The sequence below is a fragment of the Burkholderia sp. AU16741 genome (assembly GCF_002223345.1).
GTDB classification, from domain to species: domain Bacteria; phylum Pseudomonadota; class Gammaproteobacteria; order Burkholderiales; family Burkholderiaceae; genus Burkholderia; species Burkholderia sola.
Window position 1 is genome coordinate 1028829 of the sequence record NZ_NKEZ01000003.1, and the last position, 19641, is coordinate 1048469.

17 protein-coding genes and 1 pseudogene are annotated in these 19641 nt (G+C 65.4%); 12 read left to right on the plus strand and 6 right to left on the minus strand.

The features are described 5' to 3' along the window. The first annotated feature begins 119 nt into the window (after window positions 1–119). Both CFB89_RS07195 and CFB89_RS07200 read left to right on the plus strand, forming a co-directional pair. Window positions 120–1448, plus strand: a complete 1329-nt coding sequence (locus CFB89_RS07195; RefSeq protein WP_089466718.1) for an IS4 family transposase — start codon at window positions 120–122, stop codon at window positions 1446–1448. Window positions 1449–1959: 511 nt separating this feature from the next. After that, a complete protein-coding gene (locus CFB89_RS07200) occupies window positions 1960–2250 on the plus strand; it encodes a putative quinol monooxygenase (protein WP_089467938.1) in 291 nt (96 codons plus the stop codon). Window positions 2251–2297: 47 nt separating this feature from the next. Here CFB89_RS07200 and CFB89_RS07205 read toward each other — a convergent pair whose 3' ends face one another. From CFB89_RS07205 to CFB89_RS07215, 3 genes are all read right to left on the minus strand, one after another. Then, the gene (locus CFB89_RS07205; RefSeq protein ID WP_034184019.1) at window positions 2298–2555 is read right to left on the minus strand and encodes a hypothetical protein; all 258 of its coding nucleotides are present in this window, start codon (window positions 2553–2555) and stop codon (window positions 2298–2300) included. A gap of 136 nt (window positions 2556–2691) precedes the next feature. Further along, a complete protein-coding gene (locus tag CFB89_RS07210; protein WP_089467292.1) occupies window positions 2692–2967 on the minus strand; it encodes a hypothetical protein in 276 nt (91 codons plus the stop codon). 221 nt (window positions 2968–3188) lie between these two features. After that, the gene (locus CFB89_RS07215) at window positions 3189–3905 is read right to left on the minus strand and encodes a YdcF family protein (protein ID WP_089467293.1); all 717 of its coding nucleotides are present in this window, start codon (window positions 3903–3905) and stop codon (window positions 3189–3191) included. A gap of 160 nt (window positions 3906–4065) precedes the next feature. On the opposite strand from CFB89_RS07215, the gene CFB89_RS07220 reads away from it, so the two are divergent. Then, on the plus strand, window positions 4066–4383 hold the full coding sequence (locus tag CFB89_RS07220; protein ID WP_089467294.1) for a hypothetical protein: 318 nt from the start codon (window positions 4066–4068) through the stop codon (window positions 4381–4383). Window positions 4384–4569: 186 nt separating this feature from the next. Here CFB89_RS07220 and CFB89_RS07225 read toward each other — a convergent pair whose 3' ends face one another. Together CFB89_RS07225 and CFB89_RS07230 are read right to left on the minus strand one after the other, a co-directional pair. Beyond that, the gene (locus tag CFB89_RS07225) at window positions 4570–4821 is read right to left on the minus strand and encodes a hypothetical protein (protein WP_089467295.1); all 252 of its coding nucleotides are present in this window, start codon (window positions 4819–4821) and stop codon (window positions 4570–4572) included. A gap of 202 nt (window positions 4822–5023) precedes the next feature. Beyond that, window positions 5024–5419, minus strand: a pseudogene (locus tag CFB89_RS07230) (transposase); the annotation flags it as partial. Window positions 5420–5849: 430 nt separating this feature from the next. Between CFB89_RS07230 and CFB89_RS07235 the strand changes: the two are divergent. The 9 genes from CFB89_RS07235 to truB all read left to right on the plus strand — a co-directional run bounded on the left by CFB89_RS07235 (window position 5850) and on the right by truB (window position 17981). After that, window positions 5850–6752: a LysR family transcriptional regulator gene (locus tag CFB89_RS07235; protein ID WP_089467296.1), complete on the plus strand. Its 903-nt coding sequence runs from the start codon at window positions 5850–5852 to the stop codon at window positions 6750–6752. Window positions 6753–6827: 75 nt separating this feature from the next. Beyond that, window positions 6828–8030 carry a pyridoxal phosphate-dependent aminotransferase gene (locus tag CFB89_RS07240; RefSeq protein WP_089467297.1) on the plus strand — a complete coding sequence of 401 codons (1203 nt, stop codon included), beginning with the start codon at window positions 6828–6830 and terminating at the stop codon, window positions 8028–8030. A 275-nt stretch (window positions 8031–8305) separates the two neighbouring features. Continuing rightward, on the plus strand, window positions 8306–9316 hold the full coding sequence (gene scpB / locus CFB89_RS07245; RefSeq protein WP_089467298.1) for an SMC-Scp complex subunit ScpB: 1011 nt from the start codon (window positions 8306–8308) through the stop codon (window positions 9314–9316). Window positions 9317–9376: 60 nt separating this feature from the next. Beyond that, entirely contained in the window at window positions 9377–11128 is a 1752-nt protein-coding gene (rluB, locus tag CFB89_RS07250; RefSeq protein WP_089467299.1) for a 23S rRNA pseudouridine(2605) synthase RluB, read from the plus strand. A gap of 450 nt (window positions 11129–11578) precedes the next feature. Beyond that, window positions 11579–12037, plus strand: a complete 459-nt coding sequence (gene rimP / locus CFB89_RS07255) for a ribosome maturation factor RimP (protein ID WP_006476167.1) — start codon at window positions 11579–11581, stop codon at window positions 12035–12037. Beyond that, on the plus strand, window positions 12037–13512 hold the full coding sequence (nusA, locus tag CFB89_RS07260) for a transcription termination factor NusA (protein WP_059499058.1): 1476 nt from the start codon (window positions 12037–12039) through the stop codon (window positions 13510–13512). The genes rimP and nusA overlap by 1 nt, the downstream gene beginning before the upstream one ends. Before the next feature lie 91 nt (window positions 13513–13603). Continuing rightward, a complete protein-coding gene (gene infB / locus CFB89_RS07265; RefSeq protein WP_089467300.1) occupies window positions 13604–16522 on the plus strand; it encodes a translation initiation factor IF-2 in 2919 nt (972 codons plus the stop codon). A gap of 114 nt (window positions 16523–16636) precedes the next feature. Beyond that, window positions 16637–17035, plus strand: coding sequence for a 30S ribosome-binding factor RbfA (rbfA, locus tag CFB89_RS07270; RefSeq protein WP_034190142.1), 399 nt, complete (start codon window positions 16637–16639; stop codon window positions 17033–17035). 13 nt (window positions 17036–17048) lie between these two features. Further along, window positions 17049–17981, plus strand: coding sequence for a tRNA pseudouridine(55) synthase TruB (gene truB, locus CFB89_RS07275; RefSeq protein WP_089467301.1), 933 nt, complete (start codon window positions 17049–17051; stop codon window positions 17979–17981). Between the two features lie 91 nt (window positions 17982–18072). Here truB and CFB89_RS07280 read toward each other — a convergent pair whose 3' ends face one another. After that, a complete protein-coding gene (locus CFB89_RS07280; protein ID WP_089467302.1) occupies window positions 18073–19632 on the minus strand; it encodes a DHA2 family efflux MFS transporter permease subunit in 1560 nt (519 codons plus the stop codon). Window positions 19633–19641: the final 9 nt, after the last annotated feature.

The window sequence follows — 19641 nt, forward strand, 5'->3', positions numbered from 1 at the left end:
CGTTTCCCGCACCCTCGAAAAGCCCGCCTTCGGCGGGTAATGCCGTTCAGTTAAGAACTGAACGGCATTTTTGTTTTGGGTGTTGTAAACGGTGATGGAGGCTGTTAACCTGCGTCGCCATGCTTGATGACACCCTGAATTTTCTCGCTGAAGAACAGGAGACGCCCGACTGGGCTCGTCTGGGTGAGCACTTGCCCTACGAGTGGATTGAGCAGGTGGTGGCTTACACGGGACGGGCGAGCATCCGGCAACGCCGCTTGCCCGCTGAACAGGTTGTTTGGCTGGTTATTGCGCTGGCATTGTATCGGCATCAATCGATCAGCGAGGTTGTCGACGATCTCGATCTTGCGCTACCGGATATGCAGGCGCCGTTCGTCAGCAAGAGCGCTGTCGCTCAGGCCCGGCAGCGCCTGGGCGCGCAACCACTGAAGGCGCTGTTCGAATTGTCGGCCAAGGCGTGGGCCGAGCAGGACCGCAAACAATACCTGTTCAAGGGGTTGAGCCTGTTTGCGATGGATGGCACGACGCTCAGGACGGCGGACACCCCCGAACATCGGGCTCATTTCGGCGCCCAGGTTTATGCCGGCAACACCATCGCCAGTTATCCGCAGGTCCGTGGCGTGACGCTGACTGCCGTGCCCACGCACCTGATCCGCAGCGCGGCGTTCGGTCCGTATGGCACGAACGAGATGCTATATGCCAAGGATCTGCTCGACGCCATCCCCGATGATTCGCTGACGGTATTCGACAAGGGGTTTCTATCTGCAGAAATCCTGTGTGGCTTGAGCCGCGCGGGTTCGAACCGTCACTTCCTCATCCCGGCCAAGGCCAACACCAAATGGGAAGTCATCGAGGGAACGCCTGATGATGCGGTGGTAAGCATGCGCGTGTCGCCCCAGGCACGCAAGAAATGCCCGGACCTGCCAGAGGTGTGGCAGGCGCGAGCCGTCACCCTGGTCGACTCAAGTGCCCGCAAGCGCGTACTGCTGACGTCACTGTTCGACCGAAAACGCTACACGAGCGCCGATATCGTGGCCTGCTATGCGCGCCGCTGGCAAATTGAAACCAGCTATCGAGAACTCAAGCAGACGATGATGGGCATGGCGCCGATCCTGCGCAGCCGCAGCGTTGAGGGGGTGTATCAGGAAATCTGGGGCGCGCTGATTGCCTACAACCTCGTGCGATTGGAGATTGCCAAGGCCGCGCTTGCGGTGAAGTGCGAGCCGACCGAGATTAGCTTCGTGCGCGCCTTCCACGTCATCCAGTACGAATTGCACTGGGCCGCGGTTACCCGTGCGCAGGGCAAACTCCCAGCCCTGCTGCAACGACTGCGACTACGTCTGGTCGCGCTACTCAAAGAAGAACGGCCCGCTCGAAAATTCGAGCGGGCCGTGAAGGCCGTGCCAAAACGCTATGCCGTCCGTGTCCTTAAAAAGAACCTTAACTGAACGGCATTAGCCTTCGGCGGGCTTTTTTCATGGTCGCTCCGCAGCGTGGGCGATTGTGCGGGTGGTTCGGCTTAGCCTCGTGACGTTACGTAACGTCCGGGCGTTACGCCGACAGAACACGTGTCACATTGTCGCCGATCTTAAAAATTGTCCTTTCAAATCAACGGAGTGTCGTGCATGTCACGCCTGGCACGCAACCTGCTTTATAGGTTTGAATCGCTAGAACAGGGAGGTGGGCGTCAGCGTCCGGAGCGTGCGTCGCGTGCGCCGAACAACGGTCTCGACGCTTTCATATGCGGACGCGACATGCGTGCGCGCAACAGATGATGATCCGCGCCAGCGTGCGGATCTCGATGGCCCCGTCGCCTATCCTCGTAGGGCGACGGTTTCGCCCGCGCTTCTCTGAAGCGCGGGCTATTTTTTTGGTGCCATCGTCATGCCGTATCGGCGGAGCCGATGCGGGCTGCGGGATTCGCGTATTCTCGGACTTTTTGGGATGACGGAGGCGGGAATGGCGGAAATTGCAGTCGTGGCGCTGATCGTGGCGAAACCCGGCGCGGAGGAAAAACTGCGCACCGCGCTCGAGGGAATCGTCGAGCCGACCCGCAACGAAGCCGGCGCATTGCAGTACGACCTGCACCGGGATCTGAAGGAGCCCGCGCGGTTCGTATTCGTCGAGCGTTGGGAGAGCGAGGAGGCGTTGGCTGCTCATGCGCGTTCCGCGCATATTCTCGCTTATCGCGAAGCGGCCGCGGACTGGATCGAGCGTTCCGAAATCCGCGTGCTGTCGAAGCTCGTCTGAGCGTGAGCCGGGCGGGGCGACCGGACGTGTCCGGTCGCGGCGGCGCGTCAGTGCGACGTGCCGGGTACGTCCAGGATCAGGATGATCGTCCAGTCGGCGTCGCCGTCATGGTGATACTGGCGCTCGGCAACGATGAACGGTTGCTGCTTGCCTTGCGGGCCGAGGAACAGCACGTCGCCCTCCATCGGCAGGCACTCGATCGGCGGCAGCGCGAGGAACGCGTCCGCCGAGCCGCGGGGCATCAGTTGCTTGATCTGGCGAGTGGCGGCTTCGGTCCACTCGATGTCGAGTTGAATGTTGCTCATGCTGTCCTCCGCACCGGGGTGCGCACGGGTGGAAAATTTCGGTGCGCGACTTTAGCACAGCGCGCAGGCGCCGCAACCAAAAAAGCCGAACCCGGTTGCCCGGATTCGGCTTTTCGCTGGTGCGGTGCCGCCGAACTTACTGGCTGGCAGCGTCTGCAGCCTTCGCCTTCTTGGCGGCCTTCTTTGCTGCTGCCTTGTGATGCGCGCCCTTCTTGCCGTGGTGATGCTCTTCCTGCGCCGCCGGCTGAGCCGCTTCGGCCGCTTGTTGCTGTTGCAGCGCTTGTGCGCGCTGCTCGATCTCGGCGATCTTGGCCGGATCGGTGATGGTTTGGATCTGCGTGCTCTCTTGCGCATACGCTGCGCCAGTCAGCGCCGACATCGCTACCAGGATAGCCAGGGACGTCTTCTTCATTGCTTTACCTCCGCTAAGTGGTGATGAACCCGAGTGTTGCCGTTTCGTCTGGCGACTGCAGTCGAGTGCGTGTCGAGTGTAACAAAAGTGACGGATCAATGTGCACCGGATCGTCGCACGACGCAAGGCCCCGTTGAAGTCGCGCAACACTTCGCGCACGTCGTCACGCGTCTGCCATCCGGGGCGGTGGCGCGATTTTCGCGCCGGTTTTCTCGGTGTCGTCAAAACCAGCCGAGCCAGCGATACACGTGGAATTGCGCGATTCCCACCAGCTCGTGCAGCGCCTGGTTGGCGTTGACCACATTGCGCCAGCGCGGCAGCCAGCCCGTCTGCGCGCGTCGGAGATTCGCATAAACGGGCTGTGGGTCGATGCCGAAACGGCGGAAATCGAGCAGGGCCCGGCGCATCTGATACGACGACGTGACGAGAATGCGCGCGTCGTCATACTGTGAGCGTAGTATAGACGCAGTGAATTTCGCGTTTTCGTAGGTCGTGCGGCTATTCGGTTCAAGCACGAGGTCGGCGGGCGCCACGCCTTGCGCGACGAGCTGGCGCCCATAGACGGCCGCCTCCGTGTCGCCGTGATGTTGCGGGTCGCCGCCCGACATCACGACGGTGCAGCGCGCGGCTTGCTGCCGGCACGTGCGATAGAGCGTCGCGACCTTGCGGATGCGCGCAGCGCCGTCGGGCGGCGGTTGCAATCCGGTTTCGGTGCGGTGCGTGCCGGCGCCGATGAGGATCAGCGTGGTGCGCCCATGCATGTCGGGGCGCTCGACCGGCGCGACGCCGGCCTCGGTCCAGGCGATCAGCGGCGCCGCGAGCCAGCCCGTCGCGAGCAGCCAGAACAGCGCCGCGGCGGCGATCGAAATGGCTCGACGCTGCTTGCGGCAGAGCATGAAAGCGGTGAAGAGAAGTACAAATGAATCGAACAGAATCAATTTGATTGGGGTATGGTGTCTTTTTATGGACGGCTGACGATACGGCCCTGACGCGATGCCGAACAACGTCGGCCTCCAGAACCGGTGGCGGTTTCGGCGGGCGGAGACCCCGTCCGGCGCGCCGCTTCGCATTGTCGCTGCACTTTAAGAAAGAATCGAGATGGCCACGTATTCCAACGAAGCGGTGCTCGACGCATTGAGACGAGTGCAGTACCGCCAGGTACCGTGGGCACGCCGCCCGGGCGTGTTCGAGTATCTCCGGTCGCTCGGGCTGATGGACACGGTCAGGCAGAAGACCGTCGCCCCCGCACCGGGCTTTCATGCCCCGGTCGACATTGCCATACTGACCGACAGCGGTCGAGCCGAATTCTCGCGCCTCGAGCAGGCCGAGAAATTACTTTCCTGGACTGATCGCCGCATGGACGACTACGCGTTGAGCGAAGCGAGCGCCGTGGCGATTCTCGAAAGCCGCCTGTAGCGGGCTTCATCCCTCCCAACACCGCGTAGCTGCGATGCAAAAAAAAGCCCGTATCGCGAGGATACGGGCGTACCGGATACTTTTGCTGCTGCCACGCTGTGCTCATGGCAACGATGTGACTCGCCGCATGCGGCGCAGTTCCCCGATGCGGGCACTTTCTTTGGCGAAATCTCGAAACCGGCAGGACTACGGATGACGCGACATGCCCGGCGGCTGTGAGCCGATCCGCGCCCGCGCGTTGCTGGCGATGTCGCCGCGCAGGTCGCCGCGCGGCACGGTTTGCCGGCTGGACGGGTTGGCGGCCGGGGGCTGGCGGAGGCTGTTGCGGTGATCCTGCTGGCGATGGGGCGGCTTCACGCGATCGTCGGCATGGGTCGGAGCGGCGAGCGCCACGGAAACGACAATGCCGCATGCAGCGAGCAGTGACATTGTTTTCATGGCGGGGCTCCCTCTCAAGCCGTCCGTGCGGCCTGTTGATATGACGCTAAGGTAAGCGTGGGAGTGCAGGCTTGCTGTAAATATTGGTAAATAGATGTTTCGCGGCGCGACAACGGTAATCGACGGCAATGCATGCGACGCAACCAGGTCGCATCGCAGAAAGACGGCGGGCGGCCGAAGCCGCCCGATCGAGCATTCGTTACGCCATCTTGACGGGCGCGCGCCAGGATTCCGGATTGGTCCAGAAGGCGCCGCGCAGCCGGTCGCGGCTCGGCGGGGCGGGCGGCTTCGCCGCGCTTGCGCCGATGCGTCCGCGCAGCGAGATTTGCCGGCCGCTCGTGCCGAGTCGTTTCACGATTTCGGCGAGCGTGCCGTCAGCCTGCCATTCGTCGAAGCGGCGGCGGCAGGTCGGCGGGGACGGATAGCGGCCCGGCAGTTTCGACCAGCCTTCACCCGTCGACAGCACCCAGAGCACGGCGTTGACCACCGACCGGGCTTCCACGCGGGGACGGCCGCGCCGCTCACTGCGCGCGGGCTCCGAGCAAAACAGACCCTCGACCAGCGCCCATTCGTTATCTCTCAAATCGTCGAACAGCATCATGTCCTCACCTCAGCGAAGCTAACTCCGGTGCGCTGCCCTGCGCCGCGCACTCTTCAAGCACTCGATCGTCGAGTGCCGGGTGGGGGCGTCCGGTTGGCCGGCAGCGGCGTTTCTGCTCTTCCGTCCGACGTAACCTGCACCCTGTGCGCAAGGTAATGCACGAAGCGTGCCATGTCGGAGGTGAATCCCTCGAGAGCCGCTTGGCAGCGAGCTAACGGCTAAGTCAGCTAGGGGCGTATAAGACGCCAAAATAACCCGTCAGCAAATCGGGACAATCACCAATCTTGTGCAATTCGCCCATGTCACGTGCGTTTGCGAATCTATTGCACCGCAGCGAAACATGGACGGCGGGGGCCGGATTCGTTCACCCGGACGGCGTCGCACATTAGAATCACGCATCGATATCGGCGATTGATGAGGTCGGGACATGAACGTTACGCTGCGCCAGCTTCGCGTGTTCATCGAGGTCGCGCGGCTCAAGAGCTTCAGTCGGGCGGGGGACGAGATCGGGCTTACGCAGTCCGCGGTCAGCCGTTGCGTGCGTGAGCTCGAGGCCGAACTCGGGTTGAAGCTGATCGACCGGACGACCCGCGACGTGCAACTGACCGACGTCGGCGGAAACCTGATCGCGAGCGTGTCGCGCCTGCTCGACGATCTCGACGACACGCTGCGCGAGATTCGCGAGATTGGCGAGCAGCGTCGCGGGCGCGTGATCGTCGCGGCAAGCCCGACGATCGCATGCAGGTTGATGCCGCGCGTGGTGGCGTCGTGCGAGCGCCAGTTCCCGTTCGTGACGCTCGGCCTGCGCGACGACGTACAGAGCGACGTGCTGCGCAAGGTGAAGTCGAGCGAAGCCGACTTCGGCGTCGTGATCGGGCCGCTGACGGTCGGCGATCTCGTCTGCGAGCCGCTGATGACCGATTCGTTCTGCCTCGTCGCGCGCGCCGACCATCCGCTCGCGGCGCGGGCCGAGGTGCCGTGGACGGCCCTGGACGGCGAGCGCCTGGTGCTGCTCGATCATGCGTCGGGCAGCCGGCCGCTGATCGATGCGGCGCTGGCCACGCATCGCGTCAACGCGACGGTCATGCAGGAGCTCGGGCATTCGGCGACCGTGTTCGGGCTGGTCGAGGACGGTGTGGGCGTGAGCGTGCAGCCGTGGCTGTCGCTGCCGCTGCCCGCCGGCTCGACGCTCGTCGCGCGGCCGCTCACGCCGCGCACCGAACGCACCGTCGAGCTGGTGCGCCGCCGCGACCGGTCGTTGTCGCTCGCCGCGCAGGCGATCTGGGAGCTGGTGCGGCAGATGCCGGCGCGGGCCGAGGATCTCGACTGACGCGCTTCGGCGTGCCCTGGTCCGGCTTGCCGGCCGGTACACTACGCGGATCGTGTTCCTCGGTGGTGGCTCTCGATGACGCATTCCGAAGGTTCTTTCCCGGCGAACGACGTGCCGGCGGCGCGCGCCGCGGTGCACGCGCTGCGCCCGTCGCTGATCCGCGAGGTCGCGAACGCCGGCTTCGGCGTGCCGGACATGCTGCCGTTCTGGTTCGGCGAATCCGATCGCGTGACGCCGGCCTTCATCCGCGACGCCGCGGCGGCGGCGCTGCGCGATGGTGCGACGTTCTACACGCACAATCTCGGCACCGCGCCGCTGCGCGACGCGATCGCGGCCTACGTCGGCGCGCGTCACGGCGCGACGGCGGCCGACACGGTAGCCGTGACGAGTTCGGGCGTGAGTGCGCTGATGCTGGCCGCCCAGATGCTGGTCGGGCCGGGCGAGCGTGTCGTCGCGGTCACGCCGCTGTGGCCCAATCTCGTGGAGATTCCCAAGATTCTCGGCGCGCAGGTCGATTGCGTGCCGCTCGACTACGGCGACGCGGGCTGGCAGCTCGATGTCGGTCGGCTGCTCGCGGCGCTGACACCCGATACGCGGATGCTGCTGATCAACTCGCCGAACAACCCGACCGGCTGGACGATGTCGCGCGACGATCAGCAGGCCGTGCTCGCCCATTGCCGTCGTCACGGCATCTGGCTGGTCGCCGACGAGGTGTATGAGCGGCTTGCATTCGACGAGGGCGGCGCGCCGTCGTTTCTCGACATCGCGTCTCGCGACGAGCGCGTCGTGGTCGTGAATTCATTCTCGAAAGCATGGGCGATGACGGGCTGGCGGCTCGGATGGCTGATTGCGCCGGCGTCGGTGATGGGCGATTTGTCGAAGCTCGTCGAATACAACACGTCGTGTGCGCCGGGCTTCGTGCAGGCAGCGGCCGAGGTCGCGTTGCGCGACGGCGAGCCGTTCGTGCGGTCGTTCGTCATGGCGCTGCGCGATGCGCGCGACCACCTGGTCGCCGCGCTGCGGACGCTGCCGGGCGTCGAGGTGCCGCCTCCGCCGGGCGCGATGTACCTGTTCCTGCGGCTGCCGGGCGCGGCCGACAGCCTCGCGTTCTGCAAGACGCTGGTGCGCGACGCGGGGCTCGGCCTGGCGCCCGGGCGCGCGTTCGGCCCGGAGGGAGAAGGGTTCGTGCGCTGGTGTTATGCGTGCGATCCGGCGCGGCTCGACGCGGGCGTCGAGCGGCTGCGCCGGTTCCTGGCGCATGGCGCGGGCGTCCGCTGAAGCGGGGACGGAGCGGGCGCGCCGGCCGGGCGGCGGCCTGTTCCGCTCATCTTTACGCACCGGGCAATTTTGCGTAATATGGCGCTCAGTCACGCGGTTCCGTCGTTGAGCCGTGCTGTTCCGTCCGGTTTGGGCCTGGCCTGAAGTTGTTGGTTCGCCGCCCCCGGTTCGTGCTCCCATCAATATGACCGATCAGAATCGGGCGAGCGCGTCTTCCGTTCCTTTCGTCTGTTTGTTGATCCGGTTCGTTTGACCACAGGGTCTGGCCTAGCTGCATGAATACCCAAGAGGCGAAGATCGTCCTCGAGACTGCTTTGATCTGCGCGCAGGAACCGCTGAAGCTCGGCGATTTGCGCAAGCTCTTTGCCGACGGCGTGTCGGCTGACACGGTCCGCACGTTGCTCGAAGATCTGAAACAGGATTGGTCCGGTCGCGGTGTCGAACTGGTGGCGCTGGCGACCGGATGGCGCTTTCAGAGCAAGCCGGCGATGCGTCATTATCTGGATCGCCTGCATCCCGAGAAGCCGCCGAAATATTCGCGCGCGGTGCTCGAAACGCTCGCGATCATCGCGTACCGGCAGCCCGTCACGCGCGGCGACATCGAAGAGATTCGCGGCGTCACGGTCAATACGCAAGTGGTCAAGCAACTCGAGGACCGCGGCTGGATCGAGGTGATCGGTCATCGCGACGTGCCGGGGCGTCCGGCGCTGTATGCGACGACCAAGCAGTTTCTCGACGATCTCGGCCTGAAGGCGCTCGACGACCTGCCTGCGCTCGAAGAGCCGGCCGCGAACATCGAGGCCGCGCTGCTCGCGCAGCAGGCGATGGATTTCGATGGCGACATGCCGGCGGCCGACGTGCCGCAGGCGCTGGCGGATGAAGCGCCCGCCGGCGAGTCGGCCGAAGAAGGGGCCGACGTCGCGTCGACGCAGGAAATTCCGAGTCGCGATACGCTCGATGCTGATCGTGGGCAAGCGGAGCAGACGGAACGGGTGGGCACCGAAGCAGTGCCGACCGATGTGCAGCCCGAGCCGCAGCGTGCGGATTGGAGCGAGGAAGATCGCAAGCCGGCCGCCGAAGCGGCTGCCGGAGACGGGGCGGAAGCGGCCGGCGACATGTCCGGCGAGGCCGATCAGGCCGACGCCTCCCGTGCCCGTCCTGCGGACGACGAGACGCTGGACGACACGTCCGACAGTCTCGCGGATGCCGTACGAAGCGCCAGTGCGCCCATCGGCGCCGACGCGCTTCCGGACGACGAAGCAGAACCCGAACAGCGTCGCGCCTGATCGCGGCCAACTTCTTGCCGCGCCCGCGCCGGGCGCGAGACCTGACATTTTGAGGTTGTTTTGACAGATATCCACGATATTGAATCGTCCGCGCCTGCCGTGCAGGCAGCGCGTGCCGACGATGCGCCGGAGCAGGATGCTTCGGCCGCGGGTGGCGACGAGCGTCCCCGCCGCGGTCTGCGGCGCGGCCCGCGTAGCCTGATCGCGCGGCGTCGCGCGGCGGCCAAGTCGAAGGGCGCCGAAGGCGAGCAGCCGGGCGCCGAGGGTGCGGAGGCGCAGCCGGCCGACGCTGCCGACGCGCAGCCGGCCCGTGCGCCGCGCAAGGAAGGCGCGGCCAAGGGCGGTCGCAAGCCGGCCGCCAAGCGCGAAGGCGCGGCCAAGGGCGGGCAGGGCGGCCAGGGCCGTCGCGGTGCGCCGAAGGCCGAAGGCGGCCCGGCGAAGGCAGCGGACGGCGATGCGTCCCAGGACGAACTGTTCGCATACGTGACGTCGCCCGCCTTCGACGCGGACAACTCCGCGGGGGGGGGCGGCGTACGTGCGCCGATGCTGCGCCGCGGCCGCGCCCAGCCCGCGAACAAGCGCGTGCTGTCGCCGGACGACGACGCGCCGAAGCTCCACAAGGTGCTGGCGGAAGCGGGCATGGGTTCGCGCCGCGAAATGGAAGAGCTGATCGTCGCCGGCCGCGTGTCGGTAAACGGCGAGCCCGCGCACATCGGCCAGCGGATCATGCCGACCGACCAGGTGCGGATCAACGGCAAGCCGGTCAAGCGCAAGCTGCCGAACAAGCCGCCGCGCGTGCTGCTGTATCACAAGCCGACGGGCGAGATCGTCAGCCACGCGGATCCGGAAGGCCGTCCGTCGGTGTTCGACCGTCTGCCGCCGATGAAGACGGCGAAATGGCTTGCAGTGGGCCGTCTCGACTTCAATACCGAAGGTCTGTTGATGCTGACGACCTCGGGTGATCTCGCGAACCGCTTCATGCATCCGCGTTACAGCGTCGAGCGCGAGTACGCGGTGCGTGTGGTCGGCGAGCTGGCCGAAGGCATGCGGCAGAAGCTGCTGCACGGCGTCGAGCTCGACGACGGTCCGGCGAATTTCCTGCGCATCCGCGATGGCGGCGGCGAAGGCACGAACCACTGGTATCACGTCGCGCTGGCCGAGGGCCGCAACCGCGAAGTGCGCCGGATGTTCGAGGCGGTCGGCCTGATGGTGAGCCGGCTGATCCGTACGCGTCACGGCCCGATTCCGCTGCCGCGCGGCCTGAAGCGTGGCCGTTGGGAAGAGCTCGACGACGCGCAGGTGCGCAAGCTGATGGCGACCGTCGGCCTGAAGGCCCCGACCGAGGAAAAGGGCAAGCGCGGCGGCGCCGGTCCGACCGAGCGTCGCCAGCCCGATCCGATGGAGACGTCGATGGGCTTCATCAGTCGCGAGCCGGTGCTGACGACGCATGGGCAACTCGACCAGCCGCGTCGCGGCGGTGGCCGACGCGGCGGGCCGGGCCTGCCGGGCCTGAGCGGCTACGGCAGCCTGCCGGTCACGCCGTCGGGTTACGGCAATCGCCCGGGCGGGGGCCGTGATGGCAACCGCGCGGGCGGCGGCCGCGACGGCAACCGCGCAGGCGGCGGTCGCGATGTCGACGGCAATCGCGCGTCATATGGCGCAGGCCCGAAGCGCGATGGCGCGGGCGGCAAGCGCGGCGGCAGCAAGGGCGGCGGCAATCGCAATCCGAACGGCAATCGTGGCGAAGGCGCCGGCAACGGCGGCCCGCGCGGCGGTCAGCGTCCGCAGCGCAGTCGTACGCGCAGCCGCTGAGCGTCTATTAATTGATTGGCGTGCGGCGGCGCTACGCCGCCGATTCGTCGGCTGGCCGGCGTCCGGCCGGTCGGGGCGATCGGCGCATTGCGTTGGCGGGTTTGGCTGCATCCATGTCGCGTGCCGCGACAGCGATGATCACCGGTGCGGTAGGGTGTTACCGGTCGATCGGGCAGCTCGATTTCGCATTTTCGGTCCGTAAAGGCCGCCGGCGCGCTGCTGTTACCGGCTGGCTTGGCGTTTGCGCCAAAAATCGCTATAATCGCGGAGTCGCTGGGCGTACGGATTCAATGTGCGGCTCAGGTGCGACCACCAGTAAGAAGATGGGCGTTCCGCCCATTTTTTTTTGCTGAAACGGTTTGGCATCTCGGGTAGCGCTTCCTGCGCCGGCTAAGGCGCGCGCCCGCGGGTGAATCGCGAGCGGCGGGCGCGAACACCTGAGAGGACACTGTGCAACTGACGGAACTGATAGAAACCACGGTCACCGGGCTCGGCTACGAGCTGGTGGAACTCGAGCGCACCGGGCGCGGCATGCTTTGCATCTATATCGATCAGCCTGCCGGCATCTCGCTCGAAGATTGCGAAAAGGTTACGCGTCAGCTCCAGCACGTCTTGACGGTCGAAAACATCGATTACGAACGGCTCGAAGTCTCGTCCCCGGGGCTCGACCGCCCGTTGAAGAAGCTGGCCGACTTCGAGCGCTTCGCCGGCAGCGAAGTTTCCGTGACCTTGAAAAAGCCGCTGGACGGGCGCAAGACGTACCGGGGCATTCTGCACGCGCCGAACGGCGAAACGATCGGTTTGGAATTTGAGGGGAAGAAGGGCGAGGCAGCCATGCTGGATTTCACGCTGGCCGATATCGACAAAGCCCGCCTGATTCCGCAAGTTGACTTTAGGAGCCGCAAATAATGAGTCGCGAAGTGTTGATGCTGGTGGATGCGCTGGCGCGCGAGAAAAACGTCGACAAGGATGTGGTGCTGGGCGCCCTCGAGGCTGCGCTCGCGTCCGCTTCCAAGAAGCTGTTCGACGAAGGCGCCGAAATCCGCGTCCATATCGATCGCGAAAGCGGCGAGCACGAAACCTTCCGTCGCTGGCTCGTCGTGCCCGACGAGGCAGGCTTGCAGGAGCCGGATCGCGAGATCCTGCTGTTCGAAGCACGTGAGCAGAATCCCGACGTCGAAGTCGGCGAGTATGTCGAGGAACCCGTTCCGTCGATCGAATTCGGTCGCATCGGCGCGCAGGCCGCGAAGCAGGTGATCCTGCAGAAGGTGCGCGACGCGGAGCGCGAGCAGATCCTGAACGACTACCTCGAGCGTGGCGAAAAGATCATGACGGGCACGGTGAAGCGCCTAGACAAGGGCAACTTCATCGTCGAATCGGGTCGTGTCGAGGCGCTGCTGCGCCGCGACCAGTTGATCCCGAAGGAAAACCTGCGCGTGGGCGACCGCGTGCGTGCATATATCGCGAAGGTCGACCGCACCGCGCGCGGCCCGCAAATCGAACTCTCGCGCACGGCGCCCGAGTTCCTGATGAAGCTGTTCGAGATGGAAGTGCCGGAAATCGAGCAGGGCCTGCTCGAGATCAAGGCGGCCGCCCGCGACCCGGGCGTGCGCGCGAAGATCGGCGTCATCGCGTACGACAAGCGGATCGATCCGATCGGCACCTGCGTCGGCATCCGCGGTTCCCGCGTGCAGGCCGTGCGCAACGAGCTCGGTGGCGAAAACATCGACATCGTGCTATGGTCGGAAGATCCCGCCCAGTTCGTGATCGGCGCGCTCGCGCCGGCAGCCGTCCAGTCGATCGTCGTCGATGAAGAAAAGCATTCGATGGACGTCGTCGTCGACGAGAACGAGCTGGCTGTCGCGATCGGCCGCAGCGGTCAGAACGTGCGCCTTGCCGGCGAACTGACCGGCTGGCAGATCAACATCATGACGCCGGATGAATCCGCGCTGAAGCAGGGCGAAGAGCGCGACCGGCTGCGTGCGCTGTTCATGGCGCGTCTCGACGTCGACGAAGAAGTTGCCGACATCCTGATCGACGAAGGCTTCACGAGCCTCGAAGAAATCGCGTACGTGCCGCTCAACGAAATGCTCGAAATCGAGGCGTTCGACGAGGACACCGTGCACGAACTGCGCAACCGCGCACGCGACGCGCTGTTGACGATGGCCATCGCGAACGAAGAAAAGGTCGAGAACGCAGCGCTGGATCTCAAGAGCCTCGACGGCATCACGCCGGAGCTGCTCGCGAAGCTGGCCGAACACGGCGTGCAGACGCGCGACGATCTCGCCGAACTGGCTGTAGATGAACTGGTCGACATGACCGGAATGGAAGAGGATGCCGCTAAGGCGTTGATCATGAAAGCACGTGAACATTGGTTCCAGTGAGAAATGACCATGGCGCACTGATTTGATGGCGGCCGTATGGCCTGACCCGATGCTAACCGCAAGGAATCGGTCCTTGCACTAAGAGGAATGAATGGCGAGTAACAACGTAGCCCAATTTGCCGCGGAACTGAAAATGCCTGCTGGTGTGCTGCTCGAACAGCTGCAGGCAGCGGGCGTCCAGAAAGCGAGTGAAGACGATGCGCTGTCCGAAGCGGACAAGGCGCGTCTGCTCGATCATTTGCGCAAGTCGCACGGCGCAACCGACGGCGACAAGCGCAAGATCACGCTGACCCGCAAGCATACGTCGGAGATCAAGCAATCTGACGCGACGGGCAAGGCTCGCACCATTCAGGTCGAGGTCCGCAAGAAGCGTACGTTCGTCAAGCGCGACGACGTGGCAGAAGGTGCGGAACCGGGTCAGGCGCAGGTCGCCGAAGCGGACGACGATGCAGAACTGAAGCGTCGCGAGGAAGAGGCGCGCCGCGAGGCCGAGCTGCTCGAGAAGCAGGCGCAGGAACTGCGCGAGCGCCAGGAACGCCTGGAGCGCGAGGAAGCCGAACGCCGTGCCCGCGAGGAAGCGGCCGAGGCCGAGCGCCGTCGCGCCGAGGAAGAAGCGGCGACGAAGCGTGCCGCCGCGGAAGCCGCCGCGGCCCAGCAGCAGGCGGCAGCGCAGCAGGCTGCTGCTGCCGAGCAGGAAACGGCGCCGACGCAGTCCGCGCAGGACGAAGCACGCGCGGCCGCCGAACGCGCGGCCCAGCGCGAAGCGGCGAAGAAGGCCGAGGACGCTGCCCGCGAGGCAGCCGACAAGGCGCGCGCCGAGCAGGAAGAGATCAGCAAGCGTCGCGCGGCGGCGGAAGCCGAAGCACGCGCGATCCGCGAAATGATGAACACGCCGCGCAAGGCCGTGGTCAAGGCAGTCGAGCCGCCGAAGCCGGTCGAGCCGCCGAAGCCGGCTGAAGCGAAGGGCACGCTGCACAAGCCGGCGAAGCCGGAGGGTGCGCAGGCGCGTCCGGCCGTGAAGAAGCCGGCCGGTGCGGCGGCTCCGGCTACCACGCAGGCGCCGGCAGGTGCGGGTGACCGCAACAAGAAGCCGGGCGCAGGCAAGGGCGGCTGGCAGGACGACGCATCGAAGCGCCGCGGCATCAAGACGCGCGGCGACTCGAGCGGCGGCGTCGACCGCGGCTGGCGCGGCGGCCCGAAGGGTCGCGGCCGTCACCAGGACAGCTCGACGTTCCAGGCGCCGACCGAACCGATCGTTCGCGAAGTGCACGTGCCGGAAACCGTGTCGGTTGCCGATCTCGCGCACAAGATGTCGATCAAGGCCTCCGAAGTCATCAAGGTGATGATGAAGATGGGCCAGATGGTCACGATCAACCAGGTGCTGGACCAGGAAACGGCGATGATCATCGTCGAGGAATTGGGCCACCGCGCGGTTGCGGCGAAGCTGGACGATCCGGAAGCGCTGCTCGTCGAAGGCGAAACCGGTACCGATGCGGAGCAATTGCCGCGTCCGCCGGTCGTCACGGTGATGGGTCACGTCGACCACGGCAAGACCTCGCTGCTCGACCACATCCGCCGCGCGAAGGTTGCAGCGGGCGAAGCGGGCGGCATTACGCAGCACATCGGCGCTTACCATGTCGAAACGCCGCGCGGCGTCATCACGTTCCTCGATACGCCGGGTCACGAAGCGTTCACGGCAATGCGTGCACGCGGCGCTAAGGCGACGGACATCGTGGTGCTGGTGGTGGCAGCCGACGACGGCGTGATGCCGCAGACGAAGGAAGCGATCGCCCACGCGAAGGCGGGTGGCGTGCCGATCGTCGTCGCGATCAACAAGATCGACAAGCCGGACGCGAACCCCGATCGCGTCAAGCAGGAGCTGGTCGCGGAAGGCGTCGTGCCGGAAGAGTACGGTGGCGATTCGCCGTTCGTGCCGGTGTCGGCCAAGACGGGTGCGGGCATCGACGATCTGCTCGAGAACGTGCTGCTGCAGGCCGAAGTGCTGGAACTGAAGGCGCCGGTCGAAGCGCCGGCCAAGGGCATCGTGATCGAAGCGAAGCTCGACAAGGGTAAAGGCCCGGTCGCGACGATCCTCGTGCAGTCCGGTACGCTGAACCGCGGCGACATCGTGCTGGCGGGTACGGCCTACGGCCGCGTCCGTGCGATGCTCGACGAGAACGGCAAGCCGACGAAGGAAGCCGGCCCGTCGATCCCGGTCGAAATCCAGGGTCTGTCGGAAGTGCCGGGTGCGGGCGAGGAAGTGATCGTGCTGCCGGACGAGCGCAAGGCGCGTGAAATCGCGCTGTTCCGTCAGGGCAAGTTCCGCGACGTGAAGCTCGCGAAGCAGCAGGCCGCGAAGCTGGAAAGCATGCTCGAGCAGATGGGCGAAGGCGAAGTGCAGAACCTGCCGCTCATCATCAAGGCCGACGTGCAGGGTTCGCAGGAAGCGCTCGTGCAGTCGCTGCTCAAGTTGTCGACCGACGAAGTGCGCGTGCAGATCGTGCACAGCGCGGTGGGCGGCATCAGCGAAAACGACGTCAACCTCGCGACGGCATCGAAGGCGGTCATCATCGGCTTCAACACGCGTGCGGATGCTCAGGCACGCAAGCTGGCCGAGGCGAACGGCATCGATATCCGCTACTACAACATCATCTACGACGCAGTGGATGAGGTGAAGGCGGCGATGTCGGGCATGCTGGCGCCGGAGAAGCGCGAGGTCATCACCGGCATGGTCGAGGTGCGTCAGGTGTTCAAGGTACCGAAGATCGGCACGGTCGCCGGCTGTATGGTGACGGACGGTATCGTCAAGCGCTCGTCGTCGGTGCGCGTGCTGCGCAACAACGTCGTGATCTTCACGGGTGAACTCGAATCGCTGAAGCGCTTCAAGGACGACGTGAAGGAAGTGAAGCAAGGCTTCGAGTGCGGTATGTCGGTGAAGAACTTCAACGACATCGTCGAAGGCGACCAGTTCGAAGTCTTCGAAGTGACCGAAGTCGCGCGTACGCTGTAATCGTCGCGCATCGGCTCATGGGCGGGGCAGGCTTGGGCCTGTCCCGCCCATTTTCATGGTGGCGTGCCGAAAACGGCCGCTGCTTCATCCTGATAAACGGATCACGGATCGATCATGTCCAGGAAACGTACTTCCCCCAATCGCAACGTTCAGATCGCCGACCAGATTCAGCGCGATCTGTCCGAACTCATCATGCGCGAGGTCAAGGATCCGCGCATTGGCATCGTGACCATCCAGAGCGTGGAACTCACGCCGGACTATGCGCACGCGAAGGTCTACTTCACGGCGCTCACCGGCGATCCTGAAAAGACGCAGGAGGCGCTGAACCATGCGTCGGGTCACCTGCACAACCTGCTGTTCAAGCGCCTGCACATCCATACGGTGCCGACGCTGCATTTCCACTACGACCAGACGATCGAGAAGGCCGTCGAAATGTCGCGCCTGATCAAGGAAGCGAACTCGACGCGTGCGAAGGACGACGACGAGGCCGACGCGCCTGCCAAGGACGACTGAGCTCGACGGGCCTATGACGAATGCAGCACCCCAACGTCCGCGCGTGCCCCGGCGCGTGCTGGACGGCGTTCTCCTGCTGGACAAGCCGGTCGGCCTGTCCAGCAACGATGCGCTGATTCGCGCGAAGCGCCTGCTTCTCGCGAAGAAGGCCGGCCATACCGGCACGCTCGATCCGCTGGCTTCGGGTCTGCTGCCGTTGTGTTTCGGCGAAGCGACCAAGTTTTCGCAGGATCTGCTCGACGCCGACAAGACCTATGAAGCGACGATGCGTCTCGGGCAGCGCACGGCGACCGGCGACGCGGAAGGCGACGTGATCGACTCGCGGCCGGTCGAATGCGATCGTGCGGCGGTGGAAGCCGCGCTCGTGCGCTTCACCGGCGACATCGTGCAGATACCGCCGATGTATTCGGCGCTCAAGCGCGACGGCAAGCCGCTGTATGAATACGCGCGCGCGGGCCAGACCGTCGAGCGGGAAGGTCGCAACGTGACGATCCACGTGCTCGAACTGCTCGCCTGCGAGCTGCCCGACGTGACGTTTCGCGTGACCTGCAGCAAAGGCACGTATGTGCGTACGCTGGCCGAGGATATCGGCGAGACGCTGGGTTGCGGCGCGCATCTGACGATGCTGCGTCGCACGGGCGTCGGCGCGCTGACGCTCGAGCATGCGGTGACGCTCGATGCGCTGTCGGACGCTGCCGAATCGGCGCGCGATGCGTGGCTGCAGCCGGTCGATGCGCTGCTGTCGACGTTTCCGCTGGTGCGCCTCGACGAAGCCGCCGCGAAGCGCTTTCTCCACGGGCAACGCCTCCCGCTGTCGGCGCTTGATTCGATCGATGCGGCGGAAGGGGAGCGCGTGCGCGTGTACGACACAACGCGGTTGCTCGGCGTCGCGCGCAAGGCGAACGGCGTGCTCGCACCGGAACGGCTCGTCGTGACGGCTGAGTGATGCGAGGTGCGCAAGCGCCGTCGTCGAAACGAAAAAACCCGGTCGAAATCGACCGGGTTTTTTGTTGGGTGCGTTGCCTTGAACGTGGCGCTCAGTGTGCGGCCGATGCCGCCGCACCCGCATCGCCGCCGCCCGCGCGTTCGGGCTTCGTGATCCAGATCAGCCCGATCAGCAGCACGAAGATCGCCGCAGAAATGTAGAACAGATCGTTCACGCCGAGCTGCGCAGCCTGCTGCGTGGCCATGTTGTTGATCAGGCCGTGTGCCTGCTCCCGCGTGAGCCCGAGATTGCCCATCTGGGTGACGGCCTGGTTGAACGTCGGGTTGTACGGGTTCGCCTGCTCGACCAGTTGCGCGTGATGGAAGTTGTTCCGATGATCCCACGCGGTCTGGAAGATCGACGTGCCGATGCCGCCGCACATGATCCGCACGAAGTTCGACAGGCCGGACGCCGCGGGAATACGGTGGCCGGGCAGGCCGGACAGCGTGATCGATACCAGCGGGATGAAGAAGCCGGCCATCGCGATGCCTTGCACGAGCGTCGGCAGCGTCAGCGACCATTCGTCGACGCCGGTCGTGTAGCGCGACCGCATCCAGAAGCACAGCGCGAACGTGAGGAACGATGCCGTCGAGATGAAGCGCGGATCGGTGCGCGGCAGATACTTCCCGGTGAGTGGCGACAACAGGATGGCGAACAACCCGACCGGCGCCATCACGAGGCCGGCGTCGGTCGCGGTGTAGCCGATCTGCGTCTGCAGCCACAGCGGCAACAGTACGAGGTTGCCGAAGTACAGGCCGTATCCGATCGACAGCGCGATCGTCCCGCCGGTGAAGTTCCGCATGCGGAACAGCGACAGGTCGACGACCGGGTGCTCGGCGGTCAGCTCCCAGATCACGAAGAACGCGAAAGCAATGACAGCGGTCAGCGCGAGCACGACGATCGTCGTCGACGCGAACCAGTCCAGGTCCTTGCCCTTGTCGAGCATGATCTGCAGCGAGCCGACCCAGACGACCAGCAGCGCGAGGCCCACGCCGTCGATCGGCGCACGGCGCACGGCCGACTCCCGACTGCGGTAGATCACCCACGTCGCGGCGGCGGCGGCGATGCCAACCGGGATGTTGACGTAGAAGATCCACGGCCACGAATAGTTGTCCGAGATCCAGCCGCCGAGAATCGGGCCCGCGACGGGGGCGATCAGCGTCGTCATCGCCCATAGTGCGAGCGCCATCGGCGCCTTCGCGCGCGGATAGCTCGACAGCAGGAGCGCTTGCGACAGCGGAATCATCGGGCCCGCGACGGCGCCCTGGAGCACGCGCGACGCGAGCAGGAACGGCAGGCTCGGCGCCAGCCCGCACATCCACGACGAGATGACGAACAGGATGATCGATGCGAGGAACAGACGGACTTGCCCGAAACGATCGGTCAGCCAGCCGGTCAACGGCACCGAGATTGCGTTCGCGACCGCGAACGACGTGATGACCCACGTGCCCTGGTCGGACGACACGCCGAGGTCGCCCGAGATGGTCGGGATCGCGACGTTCGCGATGGACGTGTCGAGCACGTTCATGAACACCGCGAGCGATACCGCGATCGTCCCGAGCAGGAGTTGCCCGCCCTGCAGGGGCGGGTGGGAGACAGGAGCCTGTGCCATGTCGGTTGT

Coding starts and splice junctions, on each gene's coding strand:
- CFB89_RS07200 (WP_089467938.1), top strand. CDS start 1,960: ATGGCGGAAATTGCAGTCGTGGCGCTGATCGTGGCGAAACCCGGCGCG.
- CFB89_RS07210 (WP_089467292.1), bottom strand. CDS start 2,967: ATGAAGAAGACGTCCCTGGCTATCCTGGTAGCGATGTCGGCGCTGACT.
- rbfA (WP_034190142.1), top strand. CDS start 16,637: ATGTCCAGGAAACGTACTTCCCCCAATCGCAACGTTCAGATCGCCGAC.
- CFB89_RS07220 (WP_089467294.1), top strand. CDS start 4,066: ATGGCCACGTATTCCAACGAAGCGGTGCTCGACGCATTGAGACGAGTG.
- truB (WP_089467301.1), top strand. CDS start 17,049: ATGACGAATGCAGCACCCCAACGTCCGCGCGTGCCCCGGCGCGTGCTG.
- CFB89_RS07225 (WP_089467295.1), bottom strand. CDS start 4,821: ATGAAAACAATGTCACTGCTCGCTGCATGCGGCATTGTCGTTTCCGTG.
- CFB89_RS07240 (WP_089467297.1), top strand. CDS start 6,828: ATGACGCATTCCGAAGGTTCTTTCCCGGCGAACGACGTGCCGGCGGCG.
- CFB89_RS07205 (WP_034184019.1), bottom strand. CDS start 2,555: ATGAGCAACATTCAACTCGACATCGAGTGGACCGAAGCCGCCACTCGC.
- infB (WP_089467300.1), top strand. CDS start 13,604: ATGGCGAGTAACAACGTAGCCCAATTTGCCGCGGAACTGAAAATGCCT.
- nusA (WP_059499058.1), top strand. CDS start 12,037: ATGAGTCGCGAAGTGTTGATGCTGGTGGATGCGCTGGCGCGCGAGAAA.
- CFB89_RS07280 (WP_089467302.1), bottom strand. CDS start 19,632: ATGGCACAGGCTCCTGTCTCCCACCCGCCCCTGCAGGGCGGGCAACTC.
- CFB89_RS07235 (WP_089467296.1), top strand. CDS start 5,850: ATGAACGTTACGCTGCGCCAGCTTCGCGTGTTCATCGAGGTCGCGCGG.
- scpB (WP_089467298.1), top strand. CDS start 8,306: ATGAATACCCAAGAGGCGAAGATCGTCCTCGAGACTGCTTTGATCTGC.
- CFB89_RS07195 (WP_089466718.1), top strand. CDS start 120: ATGCTTGATGACACCCTGAATTTTCTCGCTGAAGAACAGGAGACGCCC.